This is a genomic window from Nocardia sp. NPDC004711, from assembly GCF_053601595.1.
The window spans coordinates 112,783-124,380 of sequence record NZ_JBSGCB010000014.1; the positions used below are offsets into that span (position 1 = coordinate 112,783).

General features: G+C 68.5%; 14 protein-coding genes. 9 read left to right on the forward strand and 5 right to left on the reverse strand.

All coding sequences use genetic code 11. The features are described from left to right. Positions 1-72: 72 nt before the first annotated feature. Both ACWEKS_RS16350 and ACWEKS_RS16355 read left to right on the forward strand, forming a co-directional pair. Positions 73-786: an MgtC/SapB family protein gene (locus ACWEKS_RS16350; protein WP_452340848.1), complete on the forward strand. Its 714-nt coding sequence runs from the start codon at positions 73-75 to the stop codon at positions 784-786. 61 nt (positions 787-847) lie between these two features. Beyond that, complete coding sequence (locus ACWEKS_RS16355; RefSeq protein WP_452340849.1) at positions 848-1,471, forward strand: AAA-associated domain-containing protein; 624 nt, start codon at positions 848-850, stop codon at positions 1,469-1,471. A 1-nt stretch (position 1,472) separates the two neighbouring features. Here the strand turns inward: ACWEKS_RS16355 and ACWEKS_RS16360 are convergent, their stop codons facing one another. From ACWEKS_RS16360 to ACWEKS_RS16370, 3 genes are all read right to left on the reverse strand, one after another. Continuing rightward, a complete protein-coding gene (locus tag ACWEKS_RS16360) occupies positions 1,473-2,237 on the reverse strand; it encodes a glucose 1-dehydrogenase (protein ID WP_452340850.1) in 765 nt (254 codons plus the stop codon). Positions 2,238-2,360: 123 nt separating this feature from the next. Next, positions 2,361-2,801: a nitroreductase family deazaflavin-dependent oxidoreductase gene (locus ACWEKS_RS16365; RefSeq protein ID WP_452340851.1), complete on the reverse strand. Its 441-nt coding sequence runs from the start codon at positions 2,799-2,801 to the stop codon at positions 2,361-2,363. Between the two features lie 142 nt (positions 2,802-2,943). Beyond that, positions 2,944-3,783: a helix-turn-helix transcriptional regulator gene (locus tag ACWEKS_RS16370; protein ID WP_452340852.1), complete on the reverse strand. Its 840-nt coding sequence runs from the start codon at positions 3,781-3,783 to the stop codon at positions 2,944-2,946. Positions 3,784-3,865: 82 nt separating this feature from the next. On the opposite strand from ACWEKS_RS16370, the gene mraY reads away from it, so the two are divergent. Next, entirely contained in the window at positions 3,866-4,954 is a 1,089-nt protein-coding gene (mraY, locus tag ACWEKS_RS16375; protein WP_452340853.1) for a phospho-N-acetylmuramoyl-pentapeptide-transferase, read from the forward strand. Between the two features lie 63 nt (positions 4,955-5,017). Here the strand turns inward: mraY and ACWEKS_RS16380 are convergent, their stop codons facing one another. Next, positions 5,018-6,595, reverse strand: coding sequence for a DHA2 family efflux MFS transporter permease subunit (locus ACWEKS_RS16380; protein ID WP_452340854.1), 1,578 nt, complete (start codon positions 6,593-6,595; stop codon positions 5,018-5,020). Positions 6,596-6,684: 89 nt separating this feature from the next. Further along, positions 6,685-6,858 (reverse strand): hypothetical protein, encoded by a 174-nt coding sequence (locus tag ACWEKS_RS16385; protein WP_452340855.1) that lies wholly within the window; start codon positions 6,856-6,858, stop codon positions 6,685-6,687. Positions 6,859-7,017: 159 nt separating this feature from the next. Between ACWEKS_RS16385 and ACWEKS_RS16390 the strand changes: the two genes are divergently transcribed. The 6 genes from ACWEKS_RS16390 (at position 7,018) to ACWEKS_RS16415 (ending at position 11,578) form a co-directional block, all read left to right on the forward strand. After that, on the forward strand, positions 7,018-7,239 hold the full coding sequence (locus ACWEKS_RS16390) for a hypothetical protein (RefSeq protein WP_354833062.1): 222 nt from the start codon (positions 7,018-7,020) through the stop codon (positions 7,237-7,239). Positions 7,240-7,276: 37 nt separating this feature from the next. Next, positions 7,277-8,380 carry an SPFH domain-containing protein gene (locus ACWEKS_RS16395; RefSeq protein ID WP_364611279.1) on the forward strand — a complete coding sequence of 368 codons (1,104 nt, stop codon included), beginning with the start codon at positions 7,277-7,279 and terminating at the stop codon, positions 8,378-8,380. Between the two features lie 43 nt (positions 8,381-8,423). Further along, positions 8,424-8,819 (forward strand): cold-shock protein, encoded by a 396-nt coding sequence (locus tag ACWEKS_RS16400; RefSeq protein ID WP_452340856.1) that lies wholly within the window; start codon positions 8,424-8,426, stop codon positions 8,817-8,819. A gap of 51 nt (positions 8,820-8,870) precedes the next feature. Next, complete coding sequence (locus ACWEKS_RS16405; protein ID WP_452340857.1) at positions 8,871-9,971, forward strand: ATP-dependent DNA ligase; 1,101 nt, start codon at positions 8,871-8,873, stop codon at positions 9,969-9,971. Continuing rightward, on the forward strand, positions 9,968-11,032 hold the full coding sequence (locus ACWEKS_RS16410) for a DNA polymerase domain-containing protein (protein WP_452340858.1): 1,065 nt from the start codon (positions 9,968-9,970) through the stop codon (positions 11,030-11,032). The genes ACWEKS_RS16405 and ACWEKS_RS16410 overlap by 4 nt, the downstream gene beginning before the upstream one ends. A gap of 204 nt (positions 11,033-11,236) precedes the next feature. Continuing rightward, entirely contained in the window at positions 11,237-11,578 is a 342-nt protein-coding gene (locus ACWEKS_RS16415) for a hypothetical protein (protein ID WP_452340859.1), read from the forward strand. The last annotated feature ends 20 nt before the right edge of the window (positions 11,579-11,598 follow it).

An 11,598-nucleotide genomic window follows, 5' to 3' on the forward strand; every position in this document is an offset into this window, starting at 1 on the left:
ATCTTCCGGCCGCTACCCGTACCCCGGTAGCGTCCGAGTCCGGAGTGCGCCGTCATCCGCTGGGAGATCGAGATGACCATGTGGGAAATGCTGCTGCGGCTCGGCACGGGTGTCGGGTTGGGCGCGGTGATCGGGTTCGAGCGTCAGTTCCGGGCCCGGATGGCCGGACTGCGCACGAATTCGCTGGTCGCCGCCGGGGCGACCTTGTTCGTGCTGCTGTCCGCGCACGGCTTCAACGGTGCCTCGGCGGATCCGACTCGTGTTGCGGCACAGATCGTTTCGGGTATCGGCTTCCTGGGCGCGGGCGTGATCCTGCGCGACGGGTTCAATATCCGCGGCCTGAACACCGCCGCGACGCTGTGGTGTGCGGCGGCGGTGGGTGCGCTCGCGGGTGCGGGCATGTATTCGACCGCGGTGGCGGGCACGGTGGCGGTGGTGGTGGTCAATACCGCGCTGCGCACGGTGGCGCGCACGGTGGATCGCCCCGGTGTCGACGAGGCCGAGGCCCAGGAGGCGTTGTACGCCTTCCACGCCGACACCGACGACGCGCACGAGGCGCATGTGCGGGCGCTGCTGGTGCAGTCGCTGACGCGCACCGATTTCCGGCTGGTGTCGATCTCGAGCCACGACACCTCCCCGGGCCGGGTGCAGGTGCGGGCGGAGTTGACCGGTGACCGCCGCGACGACCGGCAGATGGAGGCCGCGGTGAGCCGGTTGAGCCTGGAGCCGTCGGTGACCAGCGTCGGGTGGCGCACGGTGCCGCTGCGGGCGGAGGCCGAGGAGTGAACGCCGCGTTGCGGTCGTATCCGTCGCGCGGGGTGGCTTCGGCGCAATCGCCGAGATCACGGTGGAGCAGCCGCGCCCGCGCAGCCGCCGCACGCCGGGGTTCGAGACGCTGGTCGATCAGATCTACGGTCTGCTCACCGGCCGTGACACCGAAGTCGCTGCGGCCCCGGCGGATACGTTGACGCCGTTCGCGGTGGCGCTGCCCGATGCCTCGGTCGGCGGGATCGCGGGTCTGCTGGAGCTGGTGTACGGCAACGACGGCCGCGCCGACCTGCCGGTGGTGGCCGACGAGCTGAATTTCGAGGTCGACGACCTCATGCCGCTGGTCGACGCGGCGGCGCTGCTGGGTCTGCTGCTGGTGGAGTCCGGTGACGTGATGCTGACCAATGTCGGGGCGAATTTCACCAATGCCGACATCCGGTCCAGCAAGGCGATTTTCGCCGCGCAGGCCCGCCGGCGTGCCCCGCTGGTGCGCACCATCTGCTCGGCGCTGGTGGGCAGCAGCGATCAGACGGTGGGCGCCGATTTCATTCTCGATCTGCTGCGGCGCGGCTGCTCCGACGACGACGCCCGCCGCCAGCTGGAGCTGGCCATCGACTGGGGCCGCTACGCCGAGTTGTACGACTACGACACCGATTCCGGCCGCATCACCGCCGATCCCGCCGCCGATCTGCGCGCGTCCTGAGTCACACCATCGCCGACGGGATCACCGTGGTGAGGCCGCCGTCGACGAGCAGGTCCTGACCGGTGATGTAGGAGGCGTCCGCGGAGGCCAGGAACGCGACGGCGGCGGCCACCTCGTCGCTGTCGCCGACCCGCCCCAGCGCCACCCGTGACCCCGCGGTGGCCTGCGCGTCGGCGGAGGCCTCGGCCCGGTAGGCGGGGGTGTCGATGTAGCCGGGGCTGACCGAGTTCACCCGGATTCCGCGCGGCGCCAACTCCGCCGCCAGCGTCCGCGTCAGATTCTGCACCGCCGCCTTCGTCGCCGAATACAGTGCGGCGCCGGGCGCGCCCCGATACGGGGCGAAGGAGGCGTTGAGGACGATCGCACCCCCGTCGACCAGCAGCGGCAGCATGTGCTGCACGGTGAAGAACGCGGCCTTGAAGTTGATCCCCACCACCCGATCGAACTCGTCGCCGGTGACCGCCGAAACAGGTTGGAACGCACCGATTCCCGCATTCACGAACGCCACATCCAGCCGCCCGAACCGCTCGGACACCACCCGCGCCAGCGCCGCGAGATCCTCGGGCTCGGTGGCGTCTCCGGCCGCCCCGACCGCCCGCTCCCCCAGCTCGGCCACCGCGGTGTCCAGCCGGTCCTTGTCCCGCCCGGTCACGACCACCCACGCCCCCTCCGCGACGAGCCGCCGCGCGGCGGCCAGCCCCATCCCGCTGCTGCCGCCGGTGATGAGCGCGACCTTGTCCTGGAACCGGAACCCGTTGTGTGTCATGGCTTCAGCCTGCCGGGCCGCGTGATGGGTTAACAGTGCGCAGTTATCGTGGGTGTGCCACCACCACCTTGCCGGGCACGGCTCCCGCCGGCGCGGCGAGGGCGCCACCGGTGGTGACCGTTGTCAGTCCCTCAGTTCACAGATGACGACCGGGATCTCGCGGGTGGTCCGCTCCTGGTAGTTCGCGTAGCCCTGGTATGCCGAGGTGATCTGCGGCCACAGTTCGGCTCGCTCGCTGTGATCTGCGGTGTGTGCGTGCACTTTTCGCCGTCGGCCGTAGATCACCAGTTCGGCATCGGGGTGCGCCTGGAGGTTGCGGTACCAGTCGGGATTCCGGTCGTCGCCGCCCTTCGAGGCGACCAGCACGACCCGGCCGGCGTCATGGACCGGAGCGGTCAGGTAGCACGAGCGCGGCAGCCCCGACTTCCGCCCGACCGTGTGCAATTCGACCACCGGCATCCCGAACGGGTTGGCCAGCAGTTTGTTCCCGCTGACGGTGAGGACGACCCGGTGGGCGAGGTTCATCAGTTTGGCCCCGCTATCTTTCAGTGCGTACTTGTTCAACGCCTGTCCCTTGTCCCTGATGGATCGAAGCCTTCTACGACAGCCACTAGAGTCGAGTTAGCGCTGCAAACATTACCAGAAATGTGAGCAGGGTCAACATTGCTGGGTTGCGGCCCGCGAGCACGATTCGGTGCCGGCGAGCTCAGGCGGGCGAGGCCAGCCGGAGGCGGTGGAGCTGGTCGAGGCGAGCGGCGGTGTCGGTGCCGGCGCGGGGGTTGTAGAGAACCAGGTGGCGGTCGGATTGGTCGGCGAGGGTGAGGGTGGTGGCCTCGAAGTGGAGCGCACCGGCCTCGGGGTGTGCCAGCGCGTTGACCGCCTGCTGGGCCGGGCCGACATCGTGGCGCGACCACAGGCGCGCGAATTCCGGGCTGCGGGAAGCGAGTTCGGCGATGACGGAGTCGAAGCCGGGGTCGCCGGGGCAGAGTGCGGAGTCGGCACGATAGGCGGCCACGACCGCGGGGGCGGCCTCGGACCAGGTCTGCGGCATGGCCAGGTAGCGCGGGTTGGTGAAGTAGGTGACCAGGCAGTTGCTGCCGGGGCCGTCGTAGCCGAAGACGGCGCGGGCGGTGTCGTTGTAGGCCAGCACATTCCAGTAGCGGTCGCGCAGAACGGCCGGGCGGGGGTTCCAGGCGTCGAGCAGGTTGCGGGTCTCGGCACCGATGCCGGTGCCGCTGTCGGTGGCGGCGCAGGGCGGGTTGAGACCGGCCAGGACGTAGAGGTGAGCGCGTTCGGAGGCGGTGAGCTGCAGGGCGGCGGCGACGGCATCGAGGACGTCGGTGGAGACGGTGATGTCGCGGCCCTGTTCGAGCCAGGTGTACCAGGAGACGCCGACACCGGCGAGGACGGCGACTTCCTCGCGGCGCAGCCCGGGGGTGCGGCGGCGGCCCGCGGCGGGCAGCCCGACCTGATCGGGGGTGAGGCGGGAGCGCCTGTCGCGCAGGAACTCTCGCAGATGGTCGCGTCGTCGGCCCGCTGTGTCCATACTTCACGCTAACAATCACGCATGCCCGTTTCGTTCGGGTCCCGGTTAGCATGTGACCGAATTCGGGTCTCGAGGGGGGCGGATGCGGCAGATTCTGGTGGCGGCGATGGTCGCGCTGGCGGTGTCGATCACGGTGACGCCGTTGCTGATCCGAGTCTTCACCCGCCACCGGCTGGGGCAGCAGATCCGGGCGGACGGCCCGGCGAGCCATCTGGCCAAGCGCGGCACCCCGACCATGGGCGGGCTGGCGATCCTGATCGCCCTGTGGTGCGGGTACGGGGCCGCGCACCTGGTGGGGATGTACTACGAGGGGACCGGCACGACCGCGTCGGGGCTGCTGGTGCTGGGGTTGGCGACCGCGCTGGGTGCGGTGGGTTTCCTCGACGATGTCATCAAGCTGTCCCAGCAGCGCAGCCTGGGGCTGACCGCGTCGGGCAAGTATCTCGGGCAGGTCAGTGCCGCTGTGCTCTTCGGGGTGCTGGCCCTGCATTTCCGGGGCGGTTCGGGGCTGACGCCGGGCAGCCGTCAGGTGTCGATCGTGCGCGACATCTCCACGGTCTCGCTGGGGCTGACCGGGTTCCTGCTGGCGGCGATCTTGCTGGTGGTGGCGTGGTCGAACGCGGTCGACATCACCGACGGCCTGGACGGGCTGGCGGCGGGTTCGGTGGGTCTGGCACTGGGGTCGTATGTGCTGATCACGTTCTGGCAGTACACCCATTCGTGCGCGGTCAAGGCGGTACCCGGCTGCTACACGGTGCGCGATCCGCTGGATCTTGCGCTGGTGTGCGCGGCCGGGACGGCGGCGTGTGTCGGATTCCTGTGGTGGAACGCGGCTCCGGCGAAGATCTTCATGGGTGACACGGGGGCGCTGGCGCTGGGCGGGCTGCTGGCGGGGCTGTCGATCACCACCCGCACCGAGTTGCTGATGGTGGCGGTGGGCGCGTTGTTCGTGGCGGAGATCCTGTCGGTGCTGTTGCAGATCGTCATGTTCCGCACCACCCGCACGCGGCTGTTCAAGATGGCGCCGTTCCATCACCATTTCGAGCTGACCGGGTGGCCGGAGACCACGGTCATCGTCCGGTTCTGGCTGCTGGCCGCGATCGCCTCGGCCACCGGATTGATCGCCTTCTACGGTGAGCACCTCACCACCGCCGGCTCCCGGCTGCCCTGAGACCCGCACATGCCGTGTGGCCCATCCGGAAGCGTTTCCGGATGGGCCACACGGGTTTTCGGGTCAGTGCACCACGGCGGGCACGTCGGCCTCGGCGGGTGCGGCCGCTTTGGCGCGGGGCAGGAAGAACGCCGGGATCAAGGTGGCGACCAGCAGGCACAGCGCCACCACGAAGGTGTGGGCGAAGGCGCGCGCGGCGAGGTCGAAGCCCTCGCCGAGCAGGGTGTGCGGCAGCTGCGCGAGCTGGCCGTTGTAGCGCGACCCGATGGCCGCGTTGGCCAGCGACGGGTCGGGGGCGCCCGGGGGCAGCTGCACGCCCTTGCCGCCCAGGGTGTCGCCCCGGTTGAGCAGGCTGGTCAGCACCATGGAAATGGTTGCGGTGCCGATGGATCCGGCGGTCTGGTTGACGATGTTCATCAGCGTCGACCCGCGCGCGACCTCGCTGTGGGTCAGCGTCTGGATGGCAGCGGTCATGGTCGGCATCATGGTGCAGCCCATGCCCAGACCCATCACGAACAGCACCCCGCACAGCAGCGCATAGGGGGTGTCGGCCTTGACCTGGGTCAGGAACGCCATGGACAGCGCCATGACGGTGATACCGGTGAGCACGATCTTGCCGGGCCCGATCTTGTCGACCAGCCGGCCCGCGATCGGCATGGTGAGCATGGCGCCCAGGCCCTGCGGGGCGATGAGCAGACCGGCGGCCAGCGTCGATTCCCCGCGCACCTGCTGCAGATACGACGGCAGCAGCAGACCGGAGCCGAAGAACGCCATGGCGAACAGGGTCATGGTCATCACCGCGTAGCGCAGCGACTTGTTCTCGAACAGCCGCAGTTCGATCAGCGGGTGCTCGGTGCGCAGGGCGTGGAAGACGAAGCCGATCAGCAGCGCCAGGCCGATGATCGCGGGGATGAGCACCTTGGCCGATTCGACGGTGCCCTCACCGGGAATCGAGGACACGCCGTAGAGGAAGGCGGCCAGACCGGGCGAGGCCAGCAGCATGCCCAGGAAGTCGAAGCTCTGCGAGGGTTCGGGGTTGTCGCGCGGGAAGACGACGAACGCCAGGATCAGCGCGATGATGCCGATGGGCAGGTTGATCAGGAAGATCCAGTGCCAGCTGAAGGATTCGATCAGCCAGCCGCCCAGGATCGGGCCGCCGATCGGGCCCAGCAGCATCGGCACGCCCAGCACGGCCATGACGCGGCCGATGCGCTGCGGGCCGGCGGCGTGGGTCATGATCGTCATGCCCAGCGGCATGAGCATGCCGCCGCCCAGGCCCTGGATGACGCGGAAGGCGATGAGGGACTCGATGTTCCAGGCCGTCGAGCACAGCACCGAGCCGAGCACGAAGAACACCAGCGCCATCATGTAGAGGCGTTTGGTACCGAAGCGGTCGGCGGCCCAGCCGGTGAGCGGGATGACGGTCGCCAGGGCGAGGGTGTAGCCGGTCATCGACCAGGCGGCGATGGCGTAGGTGGTGTCGAAGTCGTGCTGGAAGGTGGGGATCGCTACGGTCACGACGGTCACGTCGAGGATCGACATGATGGCGCCGAGCACCACGACACCGGCGATTTTGAAGACGCCGATGTCCAGTTTGTCGTCGGCGGAATCGGCCGCCACGGTATCCGGAGGGGTGGTCACCGGTTCAGCCTGCCAGCCGGTCGGTTACGAAACCAGCACATATTGATATCGGCGTTTCGGCGGCATCCGGGCGGCATCGTCATCGCGTCTCATTCCGGCGGCGGCGGCCGGCCATCGTCATTGTCGTAGAAGTTCTCCGCGGCCGCGTCGGCGGCGGCCTCGGCCCGCATCTCGAACTCGGAAGGGTCAGCCGGATCCGGTTCGCGCACATCGCTTCTGCCCTCGGAATCGGTGGGATCGACGGGAATGCGATCGGTGCTCACGAGAGGTCCTCTCTGCAGCGCGATGGTCGCCAGGAGCCGGATCAACCGATCATACCGAGCGGTAGCAAATATCCGGCGACTTCCCGGGCGCCCCGGTCGGGCCACTCGGCGCGCGTACGCTGGCGTTCTCGAGCGATCCAGTCGAGGAGTTCATTCGCGATGACCGACCCGGTAGTGGGCCTGACCGGTACGCTGACCTCGCCGATCCGAGGCAAGGGACTCCTCGGTGAGGTGCAGGTCGCTATTCGAGGGGGAACCGAGCTCTACATCGCCCGCGCCGAGGAGCCGTTGGCGGCCGGCGCGACCGTGCTCGTCGTGGCCGTGCATCCGGGGCGCATCGTCGATGTTGTTGCGTGGATTCCCCTTCCGGGCGATCGATAGATCGAGAACTTCTTTCCACGAGTAGAGGGAGACAACGATGCTCGGGTACCACGTTCCGGCGCCGGACCAGGCGATGCTGGTCAGCGGCGGCCGCGGCGGCAAGGACAACGCACCGTTTCGGGTGATCATCGGGCACGGCGCATGGGTGGTGCCGTTGTTCCGCAAGGTGCGGTATCTGTCGCTGGCCATGTTCGAGGCCGAGATCGGCGAACGCTGCGTCACCAAGCAGGCCATCCAGCTCGATGTGCGGGCGGTGATCGCGTTCAAGGTCGCCAACGACACGCAGTCGATCGTCAATGCGGCACAACGGTTCCTGTCCGAGCAGGAGCGCGAGATGAGCGTGCTGACCGGGCGTATCTTCTCCGGGCATCTGCGCTCGATCGTGGGCTCGATGACGGTGGAGGAGATCATCCGCGAACGCCAGAAACTGGCCGACGAGGTGCTGGTGGCCTCCAAGGTGGAGATGAGCAATATCGGGCTGTGGGTGGACTCGTTCCAGATCCAGCACATCGACGACGGCAACCTCGGCTACATCGCGGCCCTGGCCGCCCCGCACAATGCCGCGGTCAAGCGTGACGCGCAGATCGCGCAGGCCGCGGCCGCGCAGCTGGCGGCCCAGGCCGAGCAGGAGTCCCAGCGCAAGCAGGCCGAGTATCAGCGCGAGACCGCGATCCTCAAGGCGCAGTACCAGCGCGATATCGACAAGGCCAATGCCGAAGCGGCGCAGGCGGGTCCGCTCGCGCAGGCCACCGCCATGCAGGAGGTGCTGTCCGCGCAGGCCGAGCAGGCGCGCAAGCAGGCCGAGCTGCGTGAGCAGCAGTTGCAGGCCGAGGTGGTGAAACCGGCTCGGGCAGAGGCGGATCGGGTGCGGATCCTGGCCGAGGCCGAGGCCGATCGCACGCGCATCCAGGCCGAGGCGGCGGCGTCGAACAACCGGATCGCGCTGGATCAGCTGCTGATCGAGCAGTTGCCCGAGATCGTCAAGCAGGCGTCGGTGGGCCTGTCGAAGGCGAATCTGACCGTGCTCAACGGTCCCGATGGGGTCTCGGAGATCGTGAACGGCATGGTGGGCCAGGGACTGACGGTCTTCAATTCGTTGCAAAAGGCACTTTCCTCCAACAATGATCAGCCCGCGGACTAGAGTGACCGCCAGAGGGACGCGGCGACGAGGAGCGGGTGTTTAGGTGTCCATCGGGAAATTGGTGTCGTTCGACAGTTCTCGGGGTTTCGGATTCATCCGTCCAGAAGACGGTGGTCCGGATGTGTTCGTGCACGTCAACGACATCGGGCTGGACGAGGACGAGTTGCGCCAGGGGCGGGTGTTCGAATTCGATGTGACCGAGGGTGATCGGGGTCCCAAGGCGATCAACCTGGCGGTGGTGCCGGGGCAGTCGGCTCCGGTGCGGCATGCCAAGGGCAAGGATCATCGCGGGTCGGGGCAGTTGACTGCGGCCGAGCATCGCCGGCTGATCACCGAGTTGCTGCTGGATGCCTCGCCGCAGCTGACCGCGGCGGAGATCATCACCATCCGCGACCGGCTCACCGCCTTCGCCGATCAGCACGGGTGGATCGAGAACTGACCGGTTCGCATTACGATCGGTCTCGGGTCCATCGCGAACCGAGGAGGTCGTGTGCAACTACCCGTGATGCCACCGGTCAAACCGATGCTGGCCAAATCGGTCTCGGAGCTGCCCCGTGACCCGGGGTTGCTGTTCGAACCGAAATGGGACGGCTTCCGCTGCATCGTCTTCCGCGACGGCGACGAGATCGAACTGGGTTCCCGCAACGACCGGCCCCTGACCCGGTACTTCCCCGAACTGGTGGAACTACTGGGTCGGGCGCTGCCGGACCAGTGCGTGGTGGACGGGGAGATCGTGGTCGTCACCGAGAACGGCCTGGATTTCGACACGCTGCAGAACCGGCTGCATCCGGCCGCCTCGCGGGTGAAGAAGCTGGCGGTGGAGACACCGGCCAGCTTCGTCGGCTTCGACCTTCTGGCGCTAGGAGAGCAGGATCTGACCGATCGGCCCTTCGCCGAGCGGCGGCGGATGCTGGAAACCGTGCTCGACGGGCAGGCGCCGGGCACACATCTGACACCGATGACCGAGGACCCGCAGGTGGCGGCGGACTGGTTCACCCGGTTCGAGGGCGCGGGGTTCGACGGGGTGATGGCCAAGGCGGCGGATCTGCCGTACCTGCAGGACAAGCGGGTGATGCTCAAGATCAAGCACGAGCGGACCGCCGACTGCGTGGTGGCCGGGTTCCGCTGGCACAAGGACGGGCAGGGGGTGGGGTCGCTGCTGCTGGGGTTGTTCGACGACGAGGGGAATCTGCATCACGTCGGGGTGGCGTCGAGTTTCACCGCGGCCCGGCGCAAGGAGCTGGTGGGTGAGCTGGAACCGTTGCGCGAGAACGCACTCGAGCAGCATCCGTGGCGATCGTGGGCCGATGCGGCCGCGCAGGCCAAGGCGGACGGGAAGATGCCGGGCGGGGTGAGCCGCTGGACCGGCGGCAAGGATCTGTCGTGGGAGGCGCTGCGCCCGGAGCTGGTGGCCGAGGTGCGCTACGAGCATGTGATGGCGGGCCGGCTGCGCCACGGTGGCCGGCTGGTGCGGTTCCGCACCGACCGCACCCCCGAATCGTGTACCTACGCCCAGCTCGACGAGGTGGCGCCCGCCGAGCTGGCCGACATCTTCGCCGACGCCAGGAACGCGAAAGGGACTGCGCGGTGAGCGATTCGGTGGAGCTCGAGGTGGCCGGGCATACGGTCGGCGTCTCCAATCCGGGCAAGGTGTACTTCTCCAAGCGTGGGGAGACCAAGCTGGACCTGGTGAATTACTATCTGGCCGTTGCCGATCCGATCATGCGGACCATCGGCGGGCGGCCGGTGCTGCTGGAACGGTATCCGGATGGGGCCTCGGGGAAGTCCTGGTTCCAGAAGCGGGTGCCGAAGTCGGTGCCGGACTGGTTGCAGACCACGGTGGTGTCGACGCCGAACGGGACCACCAGCGACGCGCTGGTCGCAGTCGATATGGCGCACATCGTGTGGGCGGTGAACCTGGGCTGCCTGGGTTTCCACGTCTGGCCCACCCATGCCGGCGCCGAGGCCGCCTCCACGTTTCCCCCGGTCATGGACGCGGCCGGCACCGTCCTGCCGCCGACCGGGGTGACCGATGAGTTGCGTATCGATCTGGACCCCTCCCCCGGTATCGGTTTCGACGATCTGCGGGCGGCCGCCTTCGCCACCCGCGAGCTGTGCACCGAACTGGGTATCGATGTGCGCGTGAAGACCTCCGGCTCGCGCGGTCTGCACCTGTACGCGCTGCTGCAACCGGAGTGGGACGGTTATCAGGTCCGGGCCGCGGCGGTCGCGCTGGCCCGTGAGCTCGAGCGCCGCCACCCCGAGCGCATCACGGCCGCCTGGTGGAAGGAAGAGCGCGGTTCGCGGGTGTTCGTGGATTTCAACCAGAATGCCCCGCACAAAACGGTTTTCGGTGCCTGGTGTGTCCGCCCGAAGGTCGGCGCGCAGGTGTCCACCCCGATTTCGTGGGAGGCGCTGGCGACGATCGTCCCCGACGAACTGACCATCGCGACGGTCCCGGCCCGGGTCGCCGAACTGGGTGACCCGTGGGCCGATCGTGTCCCCCAGTCCCTGGAACCACTGCTGGAGATGTCGGAGAAGGACATGGCCGCAGGGTTGATGGACGCGCCCTGGCCGCCGGTCTATCCGAAGATGCCCAACGAGCCGCCGCGCGTGCAGCCGAGCAAGGCTCGCAAGGACAGTGCCGAATAGCGGTGTGCTGGTAGCACTCTCACCGCACAGCCCCCGGCGAGCCGCGCTCGCCGGGGGCTGTGCGGTTGTGAGATGTCTCGTGGTGGCGGACGGCGAGTTGTGGCGTTACCGTCATCGGCGACAACGCCGACGACTCGGGCTATATCTGGAATGTCGTACTGTCCGAACAGTTTCCGACACACCACCGACAGGCAGGGACATTCGATGGACAGCAATATCGGGCGCGTGGCGTGGGACCACCGGGCCGCCGCCGCGTACGTGCGTGCGGCCGGTGATGCCGCGGCCCTGCTGGGCACCGCGAAGGATCACGCGCACACCGTGGCCGGTATGGACCTGTCCGGGCTGGGGACCCTCGGCAACGGGTTCGCCGCGGCCTGGGCGACGGCCTGGACCACCCACGGCGGCCACCTGCAGACCGCGTCGGCGCTCACCGGCGCCTACGGCCGGGCCGTCACCGGGTGGGGGACCGTGCTCGGCGGGGTGGACACCGAGTCCGCGGCCACGATAGCGGGCGCCGTCCCCGGCACCGACGAGATCCAGGCGTAGGCCCGTCAGCGGATCAGGGG

Excerpts from the sequence above, each read along its gene's own strand:
- ACWEKS_RS16360 (WP_452340850.1), bottom strand. The coding sequence starts at position 2,237 with ATGACACACAACGGGTTCCGGTTCCAGGACAAGGTCGCGCTCATCACC.
- mraY (WP_452340853.1), top strand. The coding sequence starts at position 3,866 with ATGCGGCAGATTCTGGTGGCGGCGATGGTCGCGCTGGCGGTGTCGATC.
- ACWEKS_RS16415 (WP_452340859.1), top strand. The coding sequence starts at position 11,237 with ATGGACAGCAATATCGGGCGCGTGGCGTGGGACCACCGGGCCGCCGCC.
- ACWEKS_RS16370 (WP_452340852.1), bottom strand. The coding sequence starts at position 3,783 with ATGGACACAGCGGGCCGACGACGCGACCATCTGCGAGAGTTCCTGCGC.
- ACWEKS_RS16395 (WP_364611279.1), top strand. The coding sequence starts at position 7,277 with ATGCTCGGGTACCACGTTCCGGCGCCGGACCAGGCGATGCTGGTCAGC.
- ACWEKS_RS16350 (WP_452340848.1), top strand. The coding sequence starts at position 73 with ATGACCATGTGGGAAATGCTGCTGCGGCTCGGCACGGGTGTCGGGTTG.
- ACWEKS_RS16390 (WP_354833062.1), top strand. The coding sequence starts at position 7,018 with ATGACCGACCCGGTAGTGGGCCTGACCGGTACGCTGACCTCGCCGATC.